This is a genomic window from Alterinioella sp., from assembly GCF_058343375.1.
The window spans coordinates 19,844-41,335 of the sequence record NZ_JBTUJH010000043.1 but is presented as its reverse complement, the minus strand read 5'-3'; the positions used below and the strand labels follow the sequence as shown (position 1 = coordinate 41,335).

At 62.8% G+C, this 21,492-nt stretch carries 21 protein-coding genes; 9 read left to right on the top strand and 12 right to left on the bottom strand.

The window, feature by feature from the left end; genetic code table 11:
- Window positions 1-351 precede the first annotated feature (351 nt).
- From ACW8PS_RS07330 to ACW8PS_RS07315, 4 genes are all read right to left on the bottom strand, one after another.
- Window positions 352-1,062, bottom strand: a complete 711-nt coding sequence (locus ACW8PS_RS07330) for a ferric reductase-like transmembrane domain-containing protein (protein ID WP_491526690.1) — start codon at window positions 1,060-1,062, stop codon at window positions 352-354.
- Between the two features lie 30 nt (window positions 1,063-1,092).
- Window positions 1,093-2,409 carry an APC family permease gene (locus ACW8PS_RS07325; RefSeq protein ID WP_491526689.1) on the bottom strand — a complete coding sequence of 439 codons (1,317 nt, stop codon included), beginning with the start codon at window positions 2,407-2,409 and terminating at the stop codon, window positions 1,093-1,095.
- 69 nt (window positions 2,410-2,478) lie between these two features.
- Window positions 2,479-2,802, bottom strand: a complete 324-nt coding sequence (locus ACW8PS_RS07320) for a chaperone modulator CbpM (protein WP_491526688.1) — start codon at window positions 2,800-2,802, stop codon at window positions 2,479-2,481.
- A 3-nt stretch (window positions 2,803-2,805) separates the two neighbouring features.
- On the bottom strand, window positions 2,806-3,759 hold the full coding sequence (locus ACW8PS_RS07315; protein ID WP_491526687.1) for a DnaJ C-terminal domain-containing protein: 954 nt from the start codon (window positions 3,757-3,759) through the stop codon (window positions 2,806-2,808).
- Between the two features lie 217 nt (window positions 3,760-3,976).
- Between ACW8PS_RS07315 and ACW8PS_RS07310 the strand changes: the two genes are divergently transcribed.
- The 7 genes from ACW8PS_RS07310 (at window position 3,977) to hpaH (ending at window position 10,205) form a co-directional block, all read left to right on the top strand.
- Window positions 3,977-5,200, top strand: coding sequence for a hypothetical protein (locus ACW8PS_RS07310; RefSeq protein ID WP_491526686.1), 1,224 nt, complete (start codon window positions 3,977-3,979; stop codon window positions 5,198-5,200).
- Window positions 5,197-6,372 (top strand): FtsX-like permease family protein, encoded by a 1,176-nt coding sequence (locus tag ACW8PS_RS07305; protein WP_491526685.1) that lies wholly within the window; start codon window positions 5,197-5,199, stop codon window positions 6,370-6,372. Before ACW8PS_RS07310 ends, ACW8PS_RS07305 begins: the two co-directional genes overlap by 4 nt.
- The gene (locus ACW8PS_RS07300) at window positions 6,369-7,061 is read left to right on the top strand and encodes an ATP-binding cassette domain-containing protein (protein WP_491526684.1); all 693 of its coding nucleotides are present in this window, start codon (window positions 6,369-6,371) and stop codon (window positions 7,059-7,061) included. Before ACW8PS_RS07305 ends, ACW8PS_RS07300 begins: the two co-directional genes overlap by 4 nt.
- A gap of 87 nt (window positions 7,062-7,148) precedes the next feature.
- The gene (locus ACW8PS_RS07295) at window positions 7,149-7,526 is read left to right on the top strand and encodes a 5-carboxymethyl-2-hydroxymuconate Delta-isomerase (RefSeq protein ID WP_491526683.1); all 378 of its coding nucleotides are present in this window, start codon (window positions 7,149-7,151) and stop codon (window positions 7,524-7,526) included.
- A 35-nt stretch (window positions 7,527-7,561) separates the two neighbouring features.
- Window positions 7,562-8,542 carry a 3,4-dihydroxyphenylacetate 2,3-dioxygenase gene (gene hpaD, locus ACW8PS_RS07290; RefSeq protein WP_491526682.1) on the top strand — a complete coding sequence of 327 codons (981 nt, stop codon included), beginning with the start codon at window positions 7,562-7,564 and terminating at the stop codon, window positions 8,540-8,542.
- An 11-nt stretch (window positions 8,543-8,553) separates the two neighbouring features.
- Complete coding sequence (locus ACW8PS_RS07285; protein ID WP_491526697.1) at window positions 8,554-9,408, top strand: fumarylacetoacetate hydrolase family protein; 855 nt, start codon at window positions 8,554-8,556, stop codon at window positions 9,406-9,408.
- The gene (gene hpaH / locus ACW8PS_RS07280) at window positions 9,405-10,205 is read left to right on the top strand and encodes a 2-oxo-hept-4-ene-1,7-dioate hydratase (RefSeq protein WP_491526681.1); all 801 of its coding nucleotides are present in this window, start codon (window positions 9,405-9,407) and stop codon (window positions 10,203-10,205) included. The genes ACW8PS_RS07285 and hpaH overlap by 4 nt, the downstream gene beginning before the upstream one ends.
- An 18-nt stretch (window positions 10,206-10,223) precedes the next feature.
- On the opposite strand, the gene ACW8PS_RS07275 is transcribed toward hpaH, so the two are convergent.
- From ACW8PS_RS07275 to ACW8PS_RS07255, 5 genes are all read right to left on the bottom strand, one after another.
- Window positions 10,224-11,486 carry a Tm-1-like ATP-binding domain-containing protein gene (locus tag ACW8PS_RS07275; RefSeq protein ID WP_491526680.1) on the bottom strand — a complete coding sequence of 421 codons (1,263 nt, stop codon included), beginning with the start codon at window positions 11,484-11,486 and terminating at the stop codon, window positions 10,224-10,226.
- Entirely contained in the window at window positions 11,483-12,970 is a 1,488-nt protein-coding gene (locus tag ACW8PS_RS07270) for an aldehyde dehydrogenase (RefSeq protein WP_491526679.1), read from the bottom strand. Before ACW8PS_RS07270 ends, ACW8PS_RS07275 begins: the two co-directional genes overlap by 4 nt.
- Before the next feature lie 7 nt (window positions 12,971-12,977).
- Complete coding sequence (locus tag ACW8PS_RS07265; RefSeq protein ID WP_491526678.1) at window positions 12,978-14,498, bottom strand: tripartite tricarboxylate transporter permease; 1,521 nt, start codon at window positions 14,496-14,498, stop codon at window positions 12,978-12,980.
- A gap of 11 nt (window positions 14,499-14,509) precedes the next feature.
- Window positions 14,510-15,049, bottom strand: a complete 540-nt coding sequence (locus ACW8PS_RS07260) for a tripartite tricarboxylate transporter TctB family protein (RefSeq protein WP_491526677.1) — start codon at window positions 15,047-15,049, stop codon at window positions 14,510-14,512.
- Window positions 15,050-15,119: 70 nt separating this feature from the next.
- On the bottom strand, window positions 15,120-16,064 hold the full coding sequence (locus ACW8PS_RS07255; RefSeq protein WP_491526676.1) for a tripartite tricarboxylate transporter substrate-binding protein: 945 nt from the start codon (window positions 16,062-16,064) through the stop codon (window positions 15,120-15,122).
- 116 nt (window positions 16,065-16,180) lie between these two features.
- Between ACW8PS_RS07255 and ACW8PS_RS07250 the strand changes: the two genes are divergently transcribed.
- Window positions 16,181-16,996, top strand: coding sequence for an IclR family transcriptional regulator (locus ACW8PS_RS07250; protein ID WP_491526674.1), 816 nt, complete (start codon window positions 16,181-16,183; stop codon window positions 16,994-16,996).
- A complete protein-coding gene (locus ACW8PS_RS07245; protein WP_491526673.1) occupies window positions 16,993-18,345 on the top strand; it encodes an aspartate aminotransferase family protein in 1,353 nt (450 codons plus the stop codon). Before ACW8PS_RS07250 ends, ACW8PS_RS07245 begins: the two co-directional genes overlap by 4 nt.
- Window positions 18,346-18,361: 16 nt before the next feature.
- On the opposite strand, the gene ACW8PS_RS07240 is transcribed toward ACW8PS_RS07245, so the two are convergent.
- From ACW8PS_RS07240 to hisD, 3 genes are read right to left on the bottom strand one after another with little or no spacing between them, the layout of a single operon-like run.
- Window positions 18,362-19,345 (bottom strand): alcohol dehydrogenase catalytic domain-containing protein, encoded by a 984-nt coding sequence (locus tag ACW8PS_RS07240; RefSeq protein ID WP_491526672.1) that lies wholly within the window; start codon window positions 19,343-19,345, stop codon window positions 18,362-18,364.
- Complete coding sequence (locus ACW8PS_RS07235; RefSeq protein ID WP_491526670.1) at window positions 19,342-20,085, bottom strand: SDR family NAD(P)-dependent oxidoreductase; 744 nt, start codon at window positions 20,083-20,085, stop codon at window positions 19,342-19,344. The genes ACW8PS_RS07240 and ACW8PS_RS07235 overlap by 4 nt, the downstream gene beginning before the upstream one ends.
- A gap of 15 nt (window positions 20,086-20,100) precedes the next feature.
- A complete protein-coding gene (gene hisD, locus ACW8PS_RS07230) occupies window positions 20,101-21,408 on the bottom strand; it encodes a histidinol dehydrogenase (protein ID WP_491526669.1) in 1,308 nt (435 codons plus the stop codon).
- Window positions 21,409-21,492 lie beyond the last annotated feature (84 nt).

Here is a 21,492-nt window from a genome sequence, read left to right as displayed (position 1 = left end):
AGCAATGCAAACGACAGATCGGCACGCCCAAAGATCACCTTTCGGGCCCAGACCTTGCAGGGGCGCAGCGAGTGCCTTTTGCTGATGATTTGTTAGGCCAGACCGGCGGTTTTGTCTTTGCGTTGGATCAGGAAATTCCTTGCGCCAGATCAAACGAAATCGGCAATTGCGATGCGAGGTCGGGAACGTGCTGATGAACCGGCTTCAGGGCTGGGTGCCCGGCGCAACACCGGCAGCTGCAGGCCGCGACCGGGCAGAACCGGCCCTGTCAGAACGGGCAAGGCCGCCGACCCCGAAAAAGGGTCGGCGGCGACAGACCGGGCGCGGCCTGCAGCTGCCAGATACGGGCGTTCAGCTGGCTTCTGGCGCGACGTCGCTGCGATTGCGCCGCTTGCGCCAGGTCGCCAATGATGCCGCGATCTGCAGGATCACAACAAAACTGACAATACCGACAAACGGCCATTGAAACCAGTTCGGTTCAGGCGTCGGACGATCGAAATCGAGGAAATGCATGAACAGGAAATACCCGGTATGAACCACCGTCAGCCACCACAGCACATAGGTGCCCTGCTGCACGAATTTCCACACCGAATTTCCCAACCAGCGCTGACTGAAATCGTTTGATGTGAGGGCCAGAATGGCCCCGTAAAGCAGTGCCAGAATACCGATCAGGTTGGCCAGGCCAAACCCTTGCTGGACCATGACATATTGCCGAAGCCCGGGGTGATATTCGAACCCGATCAGGCGCATGAGATCCCATTGCACCCAACCGACCAGGATAATCGTGGCATGGATCAGCGCCAGGATGACGGCATAGATGCCCAGTTCGCGCCGATAGGGCAGAACCTTGACGAACACGCGCCATAGCCGCGACATCGGCCCAAGCGCCATCGCCATCGCCACCAGCACCAGCGACACGTCGCCGATGGCCCGGTTCCAGCGATGCATTTCCGACCATTGTGCCCGACTATACAAAAAGAACGCCGTTCCTGCCACCGATAGCAAAATCACGACCAGGTGGCGCACCCACCAGGATTTCACGAGCGTATTTCCCACTGCCATCTTAATATTTTCTCCCCTGTCAAGTTCCGGTCATTCCGGTGCCGGTGCGGTCCACCGGGACAGATATAGGCGCTGAAAGACAAAAACCAAGGTAATCGCAATTGCGGCGTAAAGAACAATTGCGGGATCGGTGCGCAGCTTCATGGCTGTAAACGCCACCAGCACGACCGCATCAAAGCCAAGCGCCAGGATCACGACCATCGGATTTGCGCCGATTTGTCGGCGCATGTAACGCAAGACGCCCCAATGCACGATCATATCCATGATCAGGTAGAAAAAGGCCCCAAGGCTCGCAATCCGCCCGAGATCGAAAAATACCGCCAGCGTCGAGGCGATAACGACCGTGTAGACCAATGTGTGGCTGCGCACCGGCCCGGACATGCCGAAATGGCGATGCGGGATCATGTTCATCTCTGTCAGCATCGCCAACATCCGCGAGACCGCAAAAACGCTGGCCAGCACGCCCGAAGCAGTGGCCACGGCGGCCAGCACAATCGTCAGGTAGAAACCGGCCTCTCCCAATGCCGGGGCGGCGGCCTCGGCCAGCGAATAATCCCTGGCCGCAATGATCTGATCAATGGTCAGGCTGGATCCGACCGCAAAGGCGACCAGCAGGTAGACGACCACACAGATTGCGATCGAGATCATGATCGTGCGGCCGACATTGCGGTGCGGATCGGTGATTTCGCCGCCGCTATTGGTGATGGTGGTGAAACCCTTGAAGGCCAGAATGGCAAGCGCGACCGAGGCGATGAAGCCCACGGTATCAAACCCTGTCGAGGTCTCGCTGGCGGCTGAGAACTGGAATCCGCTGGTCCACAGGGCGGCAATCCCGAACAGCGCGATACCACCGATCTTTATCGTGGCCATCACCAATGAGAGCATACCAACCGACCGGCTGCCGGCCATGTTGACGGCGAAGGCAAAGAGGATGACGCCCACGGCCAGGATCGGCACCAGCGGGCCACCGGTAATGTCAAAGGGCCGCAGAACATAGGTGGCAAAGGTCCGCGCGACCAGGCTTTCGGAAATAACCATCGACAGCGCCATCAACAGTGAAGCCGCGGCCGCAATCGCGCCCGGCCCATAAGCCTTTTGCAGGATCATGGCGATGCCGCCCGAGGACGGCCAGGCGTTCGACATCTTGATGTAGCTGTAAGAGCTGAACCCGGTAACGACGGCCCCGGCAATGAAGGCCAGCGGGAAAAGCGGCCCGGCCAGTTGCGCGATCTGACCGGTCAGGGCAAAAATTCCGGCCCCGATCATCACGCCCGTGCCCATCGCAACCGCGCCGCCGAGGCTGATGGAGGCTTTGTCTTCAGCCTCGCCGCCGTGTTCATGTTCCATGATTTATGGCTTTCATCTGCTGTGTGTTTCAGGGGCGACGGTGCCGCCGCACCATGCTGGCACCGGTCATCAGATCGCCTCGGAAGGATCATTTTCCAACTGCATCAGACGCCGTTGCAGCCGCGCATTTTCATCGGCAAGCGCCAGCACCAGGGCCGCGCCGGCAATGTTGAGGCGCAGATCGCTCTGCAGACGACGCACCCTGGCGATGACGGTGATGCTTGAGCTATCAAATCGCCACGCCGTCCGGCCTGATCCGACCGGTTCCAGAATGCCCTCTTCGACCAGTTCGATGACCCAATCCGCGCGCGATCCGCAGATGCGGCACAGATCAATCAGGGTCAGGGCGCTGACAATTTCGCACGTCGGACCCGATGGTGTGCTGGCGGCCATGATCTACCCTCCTGCTTTCTTGCGCGGATCATAGGTCATCTCGCGCGCCATTTCTTCATAAAGTTGCCGTGCCTTTGCGGTCTCGACCGGCGGAATGACGATCTTGATCACGCCATAAAGATCGCCCGGCGGTTTGCCGGGAATTCCGCGACCCTTCAGGCGCAGCTTCTTGCCCGGTTGGGAATGGTCCGGCACCCGCAATTCAACCCGCCCGCTCGGCGTGTCCACGCTGACCCGGGCCCCAAGTGCGGCCTCCCACGGGGTGACGGGCAGATCCATGAAGACATCGCGCCCCTCGACGCGGTATCCCGGGGGCACCCTCAGGGCCACTTCAAGGTAGAGATCACCGGGCTTTCCCCGACCGATACCGGGTGCGCCCTGCCCGGTCAGGCGAATATGCTGCCCCTCGGTCACGCCTTTGGGGATCGTGACCCGGATCGCGCGTTCGCGCAGCACGATATGGCCCTCTGCATCCAGTTCGGGTTTGCGCAGGGTGAAGTCGCGGCTACCGCCCCTGTAGGCCTCTGCTAAATCAATGATGATCTTGGCATGATGGTCCTGCCCTGGCGCATGCATCCGGGCACCCGGACGCGCCCCGCGATCAGCGCCGCGCGCGAACAGATCCTCAAAGAAATCGCCAAACTGATCCGGATCGGCCTGCGTGTAGCCGCCGCCGGAAAACTCGAACCCGTCATCCCAGTCGGGCGGCGGGCGAAACTCCTGACCCTCCTTCCAGTTGGCACCCAACTGATCATAGGCGGCGCGTTTTTCAGGGTCCTGCAACACCTCATAGGCTTCGCCGACCTCTTTGAATTTCCGTTCGGACATCTCGGCATCCGGTCCGGTATTCACATCGGGATGATGTTTGCGCGCCAGTTTGCGATAGGCGCGCTTGATATCTTCCGCACTCGCGCCCCGTTCGAGGCCCAGTGCCTTGTAATAGTCCTTGTAGTCCATATTTCTGCGCTACCTTAGCAAAACCCCGCCGGGGCTCAATTCTCCGAAATTCACAAGTGCCGACACCTGTATCTATTCACCGCCCCCGCCGCGGATGCCAGACTTATCTGACCGCTGCCTTGATCAAGAGCAATTGGCGGCGGGGTTTCTGCCCTTGATGTAATGCCCGGAACCATTGACAATGCCAATTGCCGCAATCGCCGCCAAGGGGCCCAACATGCCGTCTGATCCATCCACATCCCTGCCCGGACTGCCGCTGGAAGATACCGGGCTGACCAAGGCGGACCCCGCGAGCGCGCCGAAAACCACCGGGCGGTCGCGTCTGCTCCTGATTCCGCTGATCATGGCAAGCCTGTTCATCGGCGCGGTCATCGGCATGTATTTTCAGCCACCCGGCCTGCGCGCCTTTTTCAGCGCCACCGGGTTGCTGCCGGGTGCCGGCACCGATACGCCCATTGCCGTGGCCATTCAGCAGGTGGTCGCGCAGGAACGCGTCGCGGTATTGAGCGAGGGCGATGTCGTGGCCCTGGGACGGATCATTCCGCGCGGCGATGTGATCAGCGTCGCCACCCCATCGGGGGCCGGGGATGCAAGGATTGCCGAATTGCGGGTCGCGGTGGGCGACGTGGTCGCGCAGGGCGATATCCTGGCGGTGCTCGACAATTTGCCGCAATTGCAAAGCGCGGTCGCCTCAGCCGAGGCCGCGTTGCGGGTGCGCGAGGCCAATCTTGCGCAAACCCGGGCTGCGATCTCGGCCAGTCTGGCAGAAGCGCAGGCCTCGCTTGAGCGCAGCGAAGCCACTGAAGCCGCCGCGCAATCCGAACTTGAACGCGCCACCGCGCTGTTTGAACGCGGCGTGATAACGCGGGCGGATTTCGATCAGGTCGTGGTGCGCGCCAATGAGGCCGGGCGCGATGTCGAACGCGCGCTGGCCACGCTGTCGCGCTATGCCACGGGGTCGGAAACCGTGCAGGCCGATATCGCGGTGGCCGAGGCCAATCTGGACGCCGCCCGGGCCGATCTGGAACGCAGCCAGCAAGATCTGGAGCGCGCCTATGTCCGCGCCCCCGAAAGCGGCATGGTTCTGGAGATCAATGTGCGCGCCGGCGAACGGCCGGGCACGCTCGGGATCATTGATCTGGGCGATACCAGCCAGATGACGGTCGAGGCTGAGGTCTATCAGACCATGATCGGGCGCGTCACCATCGGTGACCCCGTCACCATCAGCGCCGACGCCCTGTCGCGCGATCTGACCGGCGTGGTCTCGGCCATCGGGCTTCAGATCGGGCGCCAGTCGATCACGTCGGATGATCCGGCGGCCAATACCGATGCCCGCGTGGTGGATGTGATCGTGACGCTGGACGCGGCATCCTCGGCCACGGCCAGCCGGTTCACCAATCTCGAGACCATCGTGCGGATCGACGCGGGCCGCGTGGAATGAGCCGTCTGCTGACCTTGCTGTTTGGCCGCCTGCCGATCGGCTGGCTGCAACTGACCCACAGCCGGGGCCGGTTTTTTGCCGCCGTGGCGGGGGTGGGCTTTGCCAATCTTCTGGTCTTCATGCAGCTTGGCATCATGGGCGCGCTGAACGAATCGACCATCGCCCCCTATTCGATGTTGCGGGCCGATATCATCTTGTCATCAGAGGATGGCAACACCCTGACCGATGGCGGTCATATCGCGCGCGCGCGGATGTTTCAGGCGCTTGGCGTGCCGGGCGTGGCCGCAGCGACACCGCTCTTTATCGGCAACCTGCCCTTTACATTGGCGGACGGGTCGCAGGTCTCGCTGCTGAGCTTTGGCATGGATATTTCCCAACCCGGTTTTGCCTCGGCTGAGATTGCGGCGTCTCTGGAGCGGCTGAGCCGTGAAAACACGGTCCTGCTGGATCGCGACACCCGCGGCATTCCGCCTGATGTGATCGAGGGTCTGAACACCGGGACCCCGTTTGCCTTCGAGACCGGCGGCAACACCCTGACCGCCATCGGCACCATGCAGGTGGGCGGCGGGTTTCTGGCCGATGGCATGATGATGATGTCGGACCAGACGTTCTTGCGCGCCTTTCCCGGGCGCAGCAGCGGCGCGCCCAACCACATCCTGATCCGGGTCGATGATGGCGTTTCGGTCGATGCCGTCATTGCCCGCCTGCAAGCGGCCCTGCCCGAGGGCAATCTGAGAATTCAAAGCCTTGTGGGATCGGCCCGGGCAGATCAGGCCTATATGTCGGTCGAGCGGCCAACCGGCATCATTTTCGGCTTTGGCGTGTTCATGGGCATTCTGGTGGGGCTGGTGATTGTCTACCAGGTGCTGTCGACCGATGTCGCCGATCACTTGCGCGAATACGCCACCTTCAAGGCGATGGGATACGGGCAACCGTTCTTTCTGGGGGTCGTGTTCGAGGAGGCAATCATTCTGGCGGTGTTCGGCTTCATCCCGGGGCTTCTGGTATCTATGGCGCTTTATAGCGGGCTGGTGGCGGTGACGGGCCTGCCGGTCGCCATGGATGCAAGCCGGGCGATCCTGGTCTTTCTGGGAACGCTGGCGGCCTGTACATTATCCGGTGCCATCGCCACAAGGCGCCTGGCCAATGCTGATCCGGCGGATCTGTTTTGAGAGGTGCCCCCCCGATCACGGTTCAGGGCCTGAACCATTTTTTCGGCACCGGCGAGGCGCGCAAACAGGCCATCTTTGACATCAACCTGACCATTGCGCGCGGCAGCCTGACCATATTGATGGGGCCGTCCGGGTCGGGCAAGACGACGCTGCTGACGCTGATCGGCTGCCTGCGCGAGGTGCAGGCGGGCAGTGTTCGGGTTCTGGGCCATGAACTGAACGGCAGTGATGAGGCGACGCTGGTCGGGTTGCGCCGCCGACTTGGCTTTATCTTTCAGGCCCATAATCTGCACGAAAGCCTGACCGCCACGCAAAATGTCCTGATGGGGCTGCAGGTGCATGGCGACGTGAACGCTGCCAAGGGTCGCCGGGCGGCGCATCACATTCTGGACCTTCTGGGGCTGGCGGATCGGCGCGATTATCTGCCGGGCAACCTGTCGGGCGGGCAGAAACAGCGCGTCGCGGTGGCCCGGGCGCTGGTTTCCAACCCCGAGATCGTGCTGGCCGATGAACCGACGGCGGCGCTCGACAAGGAGTCCGGTCATACCGTTGTCGAGATGCTCAAGGCGCTTGGGCAGACCCGCGGCACCACCACCGTGATGGTGACGCATGACCCCCGGATCCTCGAAATGGCGGACAGGGTCATCACGCTCGAGGACGGGCGCATCGTGTCGGACAGGCCGGGCTAGGCTCGGGCCGGTCAGGGCAGCCATTGGAAATTTGTTGACAAGTTAAGCATTTTGATTAACAAGACAACTATTCGATGGGGGGATCCGGTGCCACATTTTCAGATCGATTATTCCCCCAATCTTGAGGACCGCCTTGATATTGCAGGGTTATGCGTGGCCCTGCGCGATGCAGCGGTCGAAACGGGCGTGTTCCCGCCCGCCGGTATCCGCGTCAGGGCGACGGCCTGCAGCCATGCGGTGATTGCCGATGGCAACCCCGATCATGCCTTTCTGGACCTCTCGGTGCGCCTGCGTATGGGCCGCGATCTTGCCACCCGCAAAGCCGCGACAGCCACCATATTTGCCGCGGCCCGCACCTATTGCGCCGATGTCATGGCGAGCTCGTCCCTGATGCTGTCGATGGAAATGCGCGATATCGACCCGGAGTTGAGCCCAAAGGCAAGCTCGATCCGGGACCACCTGTGACCGGCCCTGCCTCGCACCCCCCGAAAGGAGGCGCAATGCCCATTCCAGCCCCGAACCTGACGCCGCCCTTCAACATTGTCCGCCTCAGCCATGTCGAACTGATGGTCACCGACCTGGCCTGGGCAAGGCGGTTTTATGTCGACACGATCGGCCTGCAGGTCAGTTTCGAGGATGCCAGCCATATCTATCTGCGCGCGATGGAGGAACGCGGCCACCATTGCGTGATCCTGCGCAAGGCGGCGGCGGGCGCGGTCGGTGTTCTGGGTTTCAAACTGTGGGGCGAGGAGGATCTGGACCGCGCCGCCGACTGGTTCGCCGCCCGCGACCTGCCGACGGCCTGGGTGGAGCGCCCCTTCATGGGCCGGGTTCTGGCCACCCGCGACCCACATGGCATTCCGCTGGAATTTTACGCCAGCATGGACCGGCTGGCCCCGATCCATCAGAAATACGCCCTTTATCAAGGCGTCAAACCGCTGCGGATCGACCATTTCAACATGTTCAGCCCGGATGTCGATGCCTCGGTGCGGTTCTATGGCGATATGGGGTTTCGCGTCACCGAATATACCACCGATGAGCAGAGCGGGCGCATCTGGGCCGCCTGGATGCACCGCAAGGGCGGCGTGCATGACGTGGCTTTCACCAATGGCACCGGCCCGCGGCTGCATCATCTGGCATTCTGGGTGCCGACGCCGCTCAATATCATTGATCTGCTCGATCTGATGTCGACCACCGGCTATATCGACCATATCGAACGCGGCCCCGGCCGGCATGGCATTTCCAACGCCTTCTTCCTCTATATCCGCGACCGCGATGGCCACCGGACCGAGCTCTATTGTTCCGATTATCAGACCGTTGATCCCGATCTTGAGCCGATCAAATGGGATCTCAAGGATCCGCAACGCCAGACCTTGTGGGGGGCCCCTGCCCCGCGCAGCTGGTTCGAGGAAGGATCCGAATTTGACGGCGTTGCAACGCAGGCGAGCGATTTGAACGCATCGCCCATTATCGCGCCATGAGCCGGGATATCATGCGCTTTGCCAGTTTCACCGCCGAGGGGCGGGCGCAATATGGCGCAGTGGCCGAGGGTGGCATGATCGCCCTGTCGGATGAGTTTCCGCAATGGGCGACGCTGCGTGATGTGATTGAAAATGCAGGATTTACCGCGCTGGAGGCTGCTGCGAAAACCCGTGCGGTCACCCACCCGGACGGATCATTCCGGTGGGACATCCCGGTGCCGAACCCCGAGAAAATCATCTGCGTCGGGGTCAATTTCCCCGATCGCAACGCCGAATACAAAGATGGCAAGGCGGCCCCGCCCAATATGTCGCTCTTTATCCGCTTTGCGCGGTCCTTTGTCGGCCACCAGACGCCGCTGACCCGCCCGCCCGAAACGCAGCAGCTGGATTATGAGGGTGAAATTGCGGTGGTCATCGGCAAGGGCGGGCGGCGCATTCCGCAGGCCGACGCCCTGGGCCATATTGCGGCCCTGACGCTGTGCAACGAGGGCACGCTGCGCGATTGGGTGCGCCACGCCAAATTCAACGTGACCCAGGGCAAGAACTGGGATGGCTCGGGCGCGATGGGGCCGTGGCTGGTGCCCTTTCACGCGCCCGAACAGATCACCGATATCGGGCTGGAGACCCGCGTCAATGGCGCGCTGCGCCAGGCGGACCGCACTGGGCGGATGCTGTTTCCGGTGGCGCGCCAGATCGAATATATCTCGACCTTCACGACGCTTGTGCCCGGCGATATCATCGTTACCGGCACGCCCACCGGGGCCGGGGCCCGGTTCGACCCGCCGATCTGGCTGGTGCCGGGCGATGAGATCACGGTCAGCGCCGAAGGCATCGGCACATTGTGCAACGGTGTGGTCGACGAATGACCCCCGATCAGATCCAGGCCGCCGCGTTGATGCTGCATGAGGCCGAGCGGACCGGCCAGCAATGCGGCCTGCTGAGCCTGGCCCATCCCGGCATGACGCTGGATGATGCCTATGGCGTGCAGGCGGCGCTGGTGGCGCGCAAACTAGCGGCCGGGGCCGCCGTGATCGGCTGGAAGATCGGGCTGACCAGCCGCGCCATGCAGCAGGCGCTCAACATCACCACCCCCGATAGCGGCGTCTTGCTGGACGATATGCTGTTTCAGACCGGCGACAGCGTGCCGCAAGGGCGCTTCATTCAGCCCCGCGTCGAGGCCGAGATTGCCTTTATCCTGCGCGCGCCGCTCAAGGGGGCAGATATTGCCCGCGCCGATGTGATTGCCGCCACCGATTACGTGGCCCCGTCGCTTGAGATCCTCGATACAAGAGTGCTGCGCCACGACAAGGCAACCGGCACGGCGCGCATCATCACCGATACGGTATCGGATAACGCCGCCAATGCGGGTATCGTGTTGGGTGCGGAGCGCCACGGCGTCGAGGATCTTGATCTGCGGTGGGTCGGGGCCGTGGTGAAGCGCAATGGCGTGGTCGAGGAAACCGGGCTTGGCGCGGGCGTGCTGGATGATCCGGTCACCGGCATTTTGTGGCTGGTGCATCGCCTGGCGCGCTATGGTGGCGGGCTGTCTGCCGGTGATATCGTCTTGTCAGGGTCGTTCATTCGCCCTGTCGAGGCCCCGTCCGGCAGTGTTTTCCAAGCCGATTTCGGCCCCTTCGGTGCGGTCGATCTGTGCTTCGCCTGACAGACCGCCCGCATATCGTCAGACCGCCTTGACCAGCCCCTGCGCCACCCATTCATCGAAAATCTCCAACGCCGCAGTGACAAAGCCGGGATCGTTGATATGAACATCCAGATTGTGCAGTGCGACATTGTCCGGGCAATGCGCCGCAAGCTCCTCCAGAAAGGCCGACAGACCATCGGGGTTGTGCAGATCGGCCCCCGGCCTGTCCCATTCACCGCAGCCGCGTTCGGGCAGCAACAGCGCGGTCGGGCCGGTGGCGCGGGCAAGCTGCGCGGCATGGGCCCGCGCACCGATCCGCACTTCCGCCTCATTCAACACGATCGAGGTGATCAGCCGGTTATGGGCGTGGCGCGGGTGACCCTGCCATTTTTCCGGCAGATCGGCCCATCCGGCGATATCGACCAGATCATAGCACCCCGGGGCCACCAGTTGCGGAATGCCCGCCGCCCCCGCATTGGTCAGCCGGTCCGCGCCCGAGGACACGTTGGAGCCATGCACATGATTGCCAAGCTCCTGGGTGCAGAAATCGAACACGCAGGCAAAGCCGCCCTGCCCGGCCATCGATTCAAAGGCCCGCCCGCCCATGCCGGTGGCGTGAAACACCGCGACATCATAGCCGCGCGCCTCCAATGCCGGTTTCAGCGTGGTGATGTATTTCAAGGCCGAGGTGCCCAGGCTGGTCACCCCGATAAGTGGCCGCTCAGTGCGCGGGGGCTCAACCGCGCGGGCCGCCCCCAGAACCGCGCCCGCCGCCTGTGAAAGCGCCGATTTGCAGACTGAGCTGAGCCCGTATAGCCCGCCCGCCCACAAGATCATCTGCGTATCGGCGGCCATCCGTTCGGGCGGGATCAGCGGCGAGAATGCCACCGTGCTGACAATGTATTTCGGCACCCCGAGCGGCAGCGCATTGCAGACATCCAGCGCCAGATCGGTGCCCATCGAACCGCCCAGGATCAGCGCGCCGTCAATCCGCCCGTCGCGCTGCAACCGGGCCGCCAGTGCCGATGCCCCGCGCGCCATGATCTGCATCGCGGTGTTCTCACTGCCGCTGTCGATGGCGGCCTGAATGCTGCTGCCCGCCGCCTCAGCCACATCATGTTTCGAGATCTCGGTGGGCAGCTCCGGATCGCCCAGAACACTGACATCCATCGCCAACGCCCTGCCGCCCTGGCCCCTGATCCGGTCACAGATATAGCTCAACTCGTCGTTTTTGGTGTCATAGGTTCCGATCACCAGAATGGTTTTATCTGCGCTCACTTTCCCCTCCCTGCCCGCGCTCATAGCTTGATCCAGGCGGTTTTCAGATCGACATATTTATCAAAGGCATGCAGTGATTTGTCATGGCCATTGCCCGATTGGCCGATCCCGCCCAATGGCACGGTTCCATCAGCCCCGCCATAGGTGTTGACATGCACCACCCCGGCCCGCACCTCCCGCACCATCCGATGCGCCCGGCCCAGATCAGCGGTCCAGACCCCCGCCGCCAGGCCAAATCTGGTGCTGTTGGCCAGTGCCACGGCCTCGGCCTCATCCTGAAAGGCGGTGACGGCCAGGACCGGGCCGAAGATCTCGTTCTGGGCGATATCGGCGTCGGGCGTGACGCCGGTGAAAATCGTGGGTTCCATGTAGTAACCGCCGGTGTCCGTCAAGACCCGGTCCCCGCCCGTGATCAGGTTAGCCCCCTGATCCTGCGCCCGCGCCACAAATTCCAGGTTCTGATTCAACTGACGGGCCGAATTTACCGATCCCATCATGGTTCTCAGATCCAGCGGATCCCCGACCCGCATCCCGGCGGCAATTTCGGCCACCCGGGCGACAAAATCATCATGGATCGTGGCCTGAACCAACAGCCGCGATCCGGCGACGCAGACCTGACCGGAATTGCGGAAAATGCCGAAAGCCGCCGCCGTGGCCGCCGCCTCCAGATCGGGGCAATCGTCAAAGATGATATGGGGCGATTTGCCGCCAAGCTCCAGAAACACCCGTTTCAGATTGGACCGGGCGGAATATTCCAGCAAGCGCCGCCCGGTGCCGCCCGAGCCGGTAAAGACCAGCACATCGACATCCATCGACAGGCCAAGCGCCTGGCCCGCCACCGCGCCTTCGCCAAATACCAGGTTCAAAACCCCCGGCGGCAGCCCTGCATCATGCGCCAGTTCGACCATGCGCAACAGGCTCAGCGATGCCGTTTCGGCGGGTTTCAGGACCACGCTATTGCCCGCCGCCAGTGCCGGGCCCAGTTTCCACGCCCCGATCATCATCGGAAAGTTCCACGGGATGATGGCCCCGACGACGCCCACGGGCTGGCGGTGGATCAGGCCCAGAATGCCGGGATCGGTGGGCGCGATCTCTCCGTAAATCTTGTCCAGCGCCTCGGCGTAATAGCGGATGGTCGCGGCGGCGGAACCGGGCTCGGCCTTCAGCGCCATGGCGATCTCGGTGCCATTGTCACGCACGCCCAGAACGGCAAGTTCCAGCGCGTTGGTCTCGATCAGCTCGGCCCATCGGTGCAGCACCTTCTTGCGACCGGCCGGTGCCATGCGCGACCAGCGGCCATCCTCAAACGCGGCCCGCGCGGCGCCCACCGCCCGGTCGATATCGGTGCCCGTGCCGCGCGCCACCCGGGTCAGAACCCGCCCGTCAATCGGTGAGATCACATCCATCACCGCGCCATCACTGGCCGCTGTGGCAACACCGTCAATCAGGTGCATGCACGGCGCGACGGGCTGCGCGCGCAGGGTGTCGATGGCGGATTGTTCTAACATCTGGACCTCATCTTTGCTGCGTATCATGCAGGTCGCTGTCGACCTCGCCGGGTCCGGCGCGAAACTCCCGGATCAAGGTGCGGATATGCAGCCCGATCACCACCAGGATGATCGCAAACAGGATCGCCGCAATGGGGCGGTCGATGAAATCCAGCGGCGTGGTGACCCGCGCCATGGCGCTGCGCAGTTTGACCTCCATGATGCCGCCAAGCACCATGCCCAGAATGATCGGAACCACCGGCAGATTGAGCCGCTTCAAGATCAGCCCCAACAGGCCAAAGCCCGCGGCAATGGCGCAATCAGTGATCGAATTTCGCAGTGAATAGACCCCGACAAAGGCAAGGATCAGGATCATGATGCCCAGAAAACGGGTGGGGATCTGGATGATCTTGGTCAACAGATTGGTCGAAAACAGCAAGAAGATCAGCACAAAGACATTCAGCACCAGCATCGCGATATACAGCGCCATCACGAAATCCATGTCGTTCTGGAAAAGCTGCGGGCCGGGAATGACATTATGCACATAAAATACCGACAGCATCATCGCGGTCAGCGCCTCACCGGGGATGCCCAGGGCCAGCAGCGGGATCATCGCCGCCGCCGGCACGGCATTATTGGCGGCCTCCGACGCGATCAGCCCCTCGGGCGATCCCTTGCCAAACAGCTCGGGCGATTTCGAGGTTTTCTGCGCATAGGTATAGGACAGGAACTGGGCGGTAAATTCGCCCACCCCCGGAATGGTCCCCATCATCACACCAAAGGAGGCCGCGACGGTGGCGACACGTTTATAGAGCCAAAGCTCGCGAAACCCCGACAACATGGCGCCGCTGACCGGTTGCGCCTCGGGGCTGCTGTCTTTTTCCAGCAGTAACATGAAGGCCTGGCTGATGGCAAAAAGCCCCAGAACCACGACAATCAGGTTGACGCCCGAGGCCAGCCAGCTCTGCTCGAACGTGTAGCGCCTGGTATAGGTCACGGCATCCAACCCGATAGTGTTGATGAAAATGCCGAAACTGACCAGCATGCCGGCGGCCAGCACCTGACCGCGATGCGCCAGCACGACCAGGATGATGCCAAGCAATGCGGCCAGAAAAATCTCGCGGCTGCCGAACATCGGCGCGACAATCGCCAGCAGGGGCGAGAGCAGGATCAGACAGACAATCCCGAATATGCCGCCAAAGAAAGACGCCGAATAGGCCAGCGAGATGGCGCGCCTTGCCTCGCCATTTCTGGTCATCGGATAGCCGTCATAGGTGGTCAGCGCGTTGGTTGCCGTGCCCGGCGTGTTGATCAAAATCGCCGGAATTGCGCCGCCATACATCGATGATCCGTAAATTCCCAACAGCACCGTCAGCCCGACAATCGGATCCAGCGCGAAGGTTGCAGGCAGAAGGATGGCGATGGCCACGGCCGGGCCGACGCCCGGGATTGCGCCGATGATCACGCCGCCGATCGACCCGACCAGAAGCGCCACCAGAACATCCAGGCGGGCCAGAATGCCGATGGCCGATTGCAGGGTCTCCAACATTGGGCCGTCTCCTAGAAATAGGTCAGCATGAAGCTGCGCAGGGCATTTGGCAGCAGGTCATAAATGGCCCCGCCCGGAATACGAACCTGAAGGAATGTCTTGAAAATCAATACGATGGATACAGCACTTAAAGTTGCAGCCAGCATCATCCGCCAGCTTCGATAGCCGGCGCGCAAGCTCAGCACAAGCGCTGCCAGAACGGTCGCCAACAGGTATCCAAGCTGCGGAACCAGCCAGACATAGGCCATGAACCAGGCCACATATTCCAACCCCGACAGCCAGAATCCGACCTCGCGCCAGCGTCCCGGAATGCGCGGGCTGGCCAGTGATCCGATAAGATGCAGCGCCGCAAAACCCGTCATCGAGATCACCGATACCGCCGGCCAGAATACCGGGCGCGCAAACACGGAATTGCCGCCCGTCCAACTGACCTGGCTGCCCAGTTGCGACAGCAGAAAGGCTGAGAAAATCAGAAAAACAATCGCAAAAACGATATCGCCCGGCCTGCGATAGCGTTTGAACATGGCCTGAAGCGTCGCAAATCGGTGCATCGGCATCCCCCGTCGCGCATATCGGTTTCGGCGGCCCGAATATTTCCCGGGCCGCCGGTCACCGGTCGGATCAGTTGCCGAGAATGTCGGACAATCTGCCCAAGGTCTCGATATCGGCCTCGATCTGCGCCTCGGACGCGGCCACATCCTGCCAGTAGATCAGCGCGCCGGTCTGGGCTGCCAGTTCCTGGGCGGCCTCAGAAGCGATGGTTTCGCGGGCCACGGCGATGATCGCATCGCGCGCGTCCTGTGGGGTGTCACGCAGCACGAACAGACCGTTCCACAGAGCAATGTCCAGCTCAGGGGCCAGTTCCGTGACCGTCGGCGCATCAGGCGTCAGCGCGATCCGCTCGGGCCCGATACTGGCCAGCACCGTCACCTGATCGAGGCAGGGAAGGATCAGTTGCAGCGTGGTGTTGATGACATCGACATCACCCGAGGCCAGCGTATTGCAATCGAGCGCGTCAAAGGCGGCATCGGATGCAAAGGAAAACCCAAGCGATGCGGCCAGCGCCAGCGTGACCTGGGTCGGCACCAGCGGCGCGCCGAAATGGCCAAGTGCCACGTCATTGTCCTGCGCATAGGCGGCAAGCCCCGCCATATCATCATAGGGTGCATCAGCAGACACCGCGATGACAAAGGGATAGGTCAGGAAAATACCAAGCGGCTCGAACGGGTTCGGGTCAAGCTCGGGAATGCCGAGCATCGGTCCGACCGTGGGGATCGCGATGATGAAAGACCCGACCGTGTAGCCATCGGCAGGCGCATTGGCCACCGAGATCGCGCCGGGGAACGGGCCACCGCCGCCGCCGGGCCGGTTCACCACGGCCGCGGGCACACCATAGGTCTGCTGAAAATTATCGGCAATCATCCGGGTCAGCACGTCCTCCAGATCGCCCGGCGGCCAGGGCACCACGAATTCGACCGGGCGGTCGGGGTATTCTTCGGCAGCCGCCGCCCCGACCATCGCCATTGTGGCGACCGCCGCCCCGCACAGGATATTTGACAGTTTCATGAGTTCCTCCCTATGGTTCATTATACGAACCGCTGTTATTAAATTAAGGTTGCCGTGTTAATCAATTTCTGTCAAATCTTTTGTGAAGCCTTCGCTGACACCGAAAGGAAACGGGAATGTCGACCGTTGCGCGCGCCATCGACCTGCTCGATCTGTTTTCGCCACAGCAGGGCGAGATGGGCCTGTCAGAGATTCGGCGCAAGACGGGCCGCGACAAGGCCACCTGCTATCGCCATCTCTGCGCGCTGGAGGCGGCGGGGCTGGTGGAACAGAACCCGGCGACGAAACGCTATCGGATCGGGCCTGCCGTGCTGCGATGGGCCGCGATCCGCGAGGCGACAGTGCCCCGGCGGGCCTCCGCAGAAGGCCCGTTGCGCGATCTTGCACTGGCCACCGGTGAACTGGCGCATCTGTCGCTGATCGACGGGGCGCGCCTGCAAACCCTGGCCCAGTTCGACGCCGGCCGCCACAGCACCCGGGTCGTGCTGGAGGATCTTCACCTGCCGTTTCACGCCACCGCATCCGGGCTTGCCACATTGGCCTTTGCCGCGCCCGAGAGCCATGCCGCCGATTCGGGCCCGCTGCATCGCTACACCGCCCACACGATCGACGATCCGGCGGTGTTGCAAACCAAGCTGGACCAGATCCGCGCAACCGGATTCGGAGTTTCCAATCAGGGGTTCGAACTGGGCGTCCATGGCATCGCGGTGCCGGTTTTCGAGGCCCCGGACCGAGTTGCCGGATCGGTCGCCGTGGCCTCGGTCGCGGCGCGCATGACCGCCGATCTGGAACGCCGGATCAAGCACGGTCTGATCGTTGCGGGCCGACAGATCACCGCCAATTGGGGCGGCTCCATCCCGGCATCACTGGACAGGGTCTGGGGTGAATTTGCCAAGACCAACCCGCCGTGCAGAAAAGAGGAACCGGCATGAAAGATTCGAACTTCCTCAAGGAAAACAACGCCCGCCATTTCTGGCATCCCATGGCGCATCCGGCCGATAGCATTGCCCACCCGCCAAAGATCATCACCGGGGCTGAAGGTGTCAAGATCCGCGATATTGACGGGCATGAGGTTGTCGACGCGGTTGGCGGGCTCTGGAATGTCAATCTGGGCTATTCCTGCCAACCGATCAAGGATGCGATTGCCGCGCAACTGGACGCCCTGCCCTATTATTCGACCTTCCGGGGCACCACCAATGACGCCGCGATCGAGCTGTCCTATGAATTGCAGCAGTTTTTTGCCCCCGACGGGCTGAGCCGCGCCTTTTTCACCTCGGGGGGGTCGGATTCGGTTGAGATTGCGCTGCGCCTGGCGCGCCAGTATCACAAGATCCGGGGTCAGGGCGGGCGGGTGAAATACCTGAGCCTCAAGAAAGGCTATCACGGCACCCATACCGGTGGCGCCTCGGTAAATGGCAATGCCAATTTCCGCACCCAGTATGAGCCGCTTTTGCCCGGCTGCTTTCACATCCCGGCCCCCTATACCTACCGCAACCCGTTCAATGAGAGTGACCCCGAAAACCTGGCACAGCTTTGCGCGGCGGCGCTGGAGGATGAGATCGCCTTTCAGGGCGCGGGCACGATCGCTGCCTTCATCATGGAGCCGATCCTGGGGGCCGGTGGCGTCATCGTGCCGCATCACAGCTTCATGCCGATGGTGCGCGAAATCTGTGACCGCAACGGCATCTTGCTGATCGCCGATGAGGTGATCACCGCCTATGGGCGCACCGGGGCCTGGACCGGGTCGCGGCTCTGGGGCGTGCAGCCCGATATGATGTGCACCGCCAAGGCCATCACCAACGGGTTCTTTCCGTTCGGCGCGGCGATGCTGTCGGACAGGGTGGCGGATGTGTTCGAATCCGATAGCTCCGGCATCGCCAATATCGGCAGCGGCTATACCTATTCGGGCCATCCGGTCGGGGCGGCGGCCGGGATCGCCTGCCTGGCCGAGACCAGGCGTCTGAACCTTCCCGCCAATGCCGCCGCCCGGGGCGCGCAATTGTATCAAGGCGTGCAGAGCCTGATGGCGGGCCATGATATCATCGGCGATGTGCGCGGCGGGCATGGGTTGATGGTGGCCGCAGAGCTGGTGGCCGACCGCGCCACCAGATCCGCGCCGCCGAAATCCATTGCCGCCACGATTCAAGAGGTTACCTATCAAAACGGGGCCATGATCCGGGTTTCGGGGCCAAATATCATCCTGTCGCCGCCGCTGGTGGTCACCGAAGCGGATATCGCCACCATCCTGACCGCGCTGGAGGCCGGGCTGGCCGCCATCTGAGGGCATTTGCGGAGTATCAGGGTTTCAGAATGATCTTGGGCACGGGCGTGCGGCCGATGCGGATATCGGAAAACGCGGTCGCGCCATCGCTCAGGGCGCGGGGCTCGGTCCAATCCAGCGCCCCGAGCCTGCCTAGAAACATCGCGGCGCAGGTGTCGCGGAAATCCTGCGCGGTATAGGTATAGGTGCCGATGAAACTGATCTCCTGCAGCGTCATCCGGCGGATATCGAGCCCGCCCGCCCCGCCACCAAGCCCGATATTCACGATCACCCCACCGGGGCGCGTGGCGGCGCAGGCGGTGGCGCGGGTGGCGTCAATGCCGACCCCGTCAATGGTGATGTCAAAGAACTGCCCGGCGATGCCATCAGGTGCCAGAACCGCGAAATTGCCATTGAGGCTCAGATAGGTGCGGCGCAGCGGGTTCGACTCGATCAGGGTGACAGTGGCGATGCCCTGCGCGATCAGGTTCAGCGCGGCACCGACCCCGATGGCCCCGCCACCGATCACCAGCGCGGTCTCGGGCCTATCACCGGGCAGCGCCGCAATGCCAAGCCGGACAGCATGCCAGCCAACCGCCATCGGTTCCGCCAGCGCCGCCTTTTCAAGGCTGATATCCTGCGGCACGGTCACGAGATTGCGCGCAGGCATGGCAAGCAATTGCGCGAACGCGCCCGCACGCGGGGCCATCGAGATGATCTGCCGGGTCGAACACAGATTGTCGCGCCCCGCCTTGCAGGCCGGGCATGAGCCGCAGGTGATCAGCGGGTTTATCGTCACCCGGTCGCCATCACGCGGGCCCCCGGTGATGACCCCCGCCGCTTCATGGCCCAGGATCAGCGGGGCCGGGCGGCGCGGATCATGGCCCAGATAGGCATGCATGTCAGAGCCACAGATGCCGACGCAATCGATGCGGATCAGGTGATGACCCGGTGCCACCACAGGGTCCGGCACATCGCGGAACTCCAGCGCCTCGGGCCCGGTATAGACCAGCGCCTTCATTTGGCGGTGAAGCCGCCATCGACCATCAGCACCTGACCGGTGACATAGCGGCAGGCATTTGAGCACAAAAACAACCGCGGCCCGTCAATATCCGCCAGCTCGCCATTGCGCCCGATGCAGGTCTGGCTGGCGTTGCGCGCGGCCCGGTCAGGATCATCAAACACCGCCGCCGTCAGCTCGGTGCGGAAAAAACCCGGCCCGATGGCGTTGACCAGGATGCCATCCGGTGACCAGGCCTCGGCCATGGCGCGGGTCAGTTGTGCGATGCCGCCTTTGGACGCGCCATAAGACAGCCCGCCGGGAAAGGCGCGCACCGATTGCAGCGAGGCGAAATTGACGATCCGCCCCCATCCCTTTGCCCGCATCGCAGGCACCATATGTTGCGACAAAAAGAACGGCACCGCCAGGTTGAGGTTCAGCGTTGCATCCCACCCCTCCGCCGTCACCTCATCGGCCATTTCACGGGTGTTGATACCGGCCGCATGGACCAGAATATCGGGGGGGCCGAATGGCAGGGCGGCGCGGCGCGCCAGATCGGCCAGCCCGGCGCGATCGGCCAGATCCCAAGGCAGCGCCGCGATATCACCCGCCGCCTCGGCCTGCAGCCGCGACAGCGCGTCAGCCCGGCGCGCCACGCCAACGACCTGCGCGCCCGCCTGCGCCAGAACCAGCGCCGCGCGTCGGCCAAGGCCGGAACTGGCCCCGGTCACCAGGGCCACATGGCCGGAAAGGTCGAACATGTCAGTAACCATGGCTCAGTCTTCCGCCGAAAGATCGAACACTTCGCCCGGAAAGAACTTGGCCAGCCGGATATCGGCGCTGCGGGCATGGCCCTCCATCCCTTCCAGCCGCGCGATGCGGGCGGTGGCCACGGCAATCGATTTTGCACCTTCGCGGGTGGACCGCTGCCAGGTCACGATCTTCATGTATTTATGCACCGAAAGCCCGCCGGTATAGGTCGCGGCCCGGCTGGTTGGCAGCACATGATTGGTGCCGGACGCCTTGTCGCCAAAGGCCACGGTGGTTTCTTCGCCCAGAAAGAGCGAGCCATAACAGGACAGCCGATCAAGCCACCAGTCCAGATCCTCGGCCTGCACCGTCAGATGTTCGGGCGCATATTCATCCGATGTTGCGGCCATTTCCTCGCGATCAGCGCAGAGCATCACCTCGGCGTAATCGCGCCAGGCGGCGGTGGCGTTTTCGCGGTTCAATTCGGGCAGATCCTCGATCAGGCGCGGCACCAGGCGCAGGACGTCTTCGGCAATCGCACCTGTATCAGTGACCAGCCAGACCGGTGAATTATAGCCATGCTCGGCCTGCCCCACCAGATCGGTCGCCACAATCATCGGGTCGGCGGTCGCATCGGCCAGGATCAGGCTGTCGGTCGGCCCCGCGATCATGTCGATACCGACGCGGCCAAACAGAATGCGCTTGGCCTCGGCCACGAACTGATTGCCGGGCCCGACCAGGATATTGGCCTTGGGCAGACCGAAAAGACCAAAGGTCATCGCGGCCACGCCCTGCACGCCGCCCATGGCCATGATCTGGTCAGCGCCACTGATATGGGCGGCATAGATGATGGCGGGCGGCACGCCCTGGCCCGGGCGCGGCGGCGAACAGGCCACGATATGCTTGCAGCCGGCAACCTTGGCGGTGGTCACCGTCATGATCGCGCTGGCGATATGGGAATAGCGCCCGCCCGGCACATAGCAGCCGGCCGCATCGACGGGAATGGTCTTTTGCCCGGCAATCATGCCCGGCACGATCTCGACCTCGACATCTTTCAGCGTCGCCTTTTGCGCCTCGGCAAAGCGGCGCACATTGTCATGGGCAAACCGGATATCGTGCCGGACCTTTTCCGGCACTTGCGCGATGGCGGCCTCGATCTCGGCCGGACTCAGCAGCACATTGCCGTCATAGCGGTCGAACCTGGCCGCATATTCCAACGCCTTGGCATCGCCGCCAGACTCGATATCGCTCAGAATGCCCTGCACGATCTCATGCACATCCGACGCGCCGCTCGATGCCGTTAGAGATGCTTTTTTCAGGTAGTTTCGGGTCATTCTCTGGGCATCCTGTTCTATGGTTTTCTGCAAGAAGCGCAGGGTAGGAACCATCCCTTGAGCGCCCTCGAAATCCAGCCCCGC

Bases quoted from the DNA above. Each gene is read 5' to 3' on its own strand.
- ACW8PS_RS07330 (WP_491526690.1), bottom strand. From the start codon at position 1,062: ATGGCAGTGGGAAATACGCTCGTGAAATCCTGGTGGGTGCGCCACCTG.
- ACW8PS_RS07325 (WP_491526689.1), bottom strand. From the start codon at position 2,409: ATGGAACATGAACACGGCGGCGAGGCTGAAGACAAAGCCTCCATCAGC.
- ACW8PS_RS07320 (WP_491526688.1), bottom strand. From the start codon at position 2,802: ATGGCCGCCAGCACACCATCGGGTCCGACGTGCGAAATTGTCAGCGCC.
- ACW8PS_RS07315 (WP_491526687.1), bottom strand. From the start codon at position 3,759: ATGGACTACAAGGACTATTACAAGGCACTGGGCCTCGAACGGGGCGCG.
- ACW8PS_RS07310 (WP_491526686.1), top strand. From the start codon at position 3,977: ATGCCGTCTGATCCATCCACATCCCTGCCCGGACTGCCGCTGGAAGAT.
- ACW8PS_RS07305 (WP_491526685.1), top strand. From the start codon at position 5,197: ATGAGCCGTCTGCTGACCTTGCTGTTTGGCCGCCTGCCGATCGGCTGG.
- hpaD (WP_491526682.1), top strand. From the start codon at position 7,562: ATGCCCATTCCAGCCCCGAACCTGACGCCGCCCTTCAACATTGTCCGC.
- ACW8PS_RS07285 (WP_491526697.1), top strand. From the start codon at position 8,554: ATGCGCTTTGCCAGTTTCACCGCCGAGGGGCGGGCGCAATATGGCGCA.
- hpaH (WP_491526681.1), top strand. From the start codon at position 9,405: ATGACCCCCGATCAGATCCAGGCCGCCGCGTTGATGCTGCATGAGGCC.
- ACW8PS_RS07275 (WP_491526680.1), bottom strand. From the start codon at position 11,486: ATGAGCGCGGGCAGGGAGGGGAAAGTGAGCGCAGATAAAACCATTCTG.
- ACW8PS_RS07270 (WP_491526679.1), bottom strand. From the start codon at position 12,970: ATGTTAGAACAATCCGCCATCGACACCCTGCGCGCGCAGCCCGTCGCG.
- ACW8PS_RS07265 (WP_491526678.1), bottom strand. From the start codon at position 14,498: ATGTTGGAGACCCTGCAATCGGCCATCGGCATTCTGGCCCGCCTGGAT.
- ACW8PS_RS07260 (WP_491526677.1), bottom strand. From the start codon at position 15,049: ATGCACCGATTTGCGACGCTTCAGGCCATGTTCAAACGCTATCGCAGG.
- ACW8PS_RS07255 (WP_491526676.1), bottom strand. From the start codon at position 16,064: ATGAAACTGTCAAATATCCTGTGCGGGGCGGCGGTCGCCACAATGGCG.
- ACW8PS_RS07250 (WP_491526674.1), top strand. From the start codon at position 16,181: ATGTCGACCGTTGCGCGCGCCATCGACCTGCTCGATCTGTTTTCGCCA.
- ACW8PS_RS07245 (WP_491526673.1), top strand. From the start codon at position 16,993: ATGAAAGATTCGAACTTCCTCAAGGAAAACAACGCCCGCCATTTCTGG.
- ACW8PS_RS07240 (WP_491526672.1), bottom strand. From the start codon at position 19,345: ATGAAGGCGCTGGTCTATACCGGGCCCGAGGCGCTGGAGTTCCGCGAT.
- ACW8PS_RS07235 (WP_491526670.1), bottom strand. From the start codon at position 20,085: ATGTTCGACCTTTCCGGCCATGTGGCCCTGGTGACCGGGGCCAGTTCC.
- hisD (WP_491526669.1), bottom strand. From the start codon at position 21,408: ATGACCCGAAACTACCTGAAAAAAGCATCTCTAACGGCATCGAGCGGC.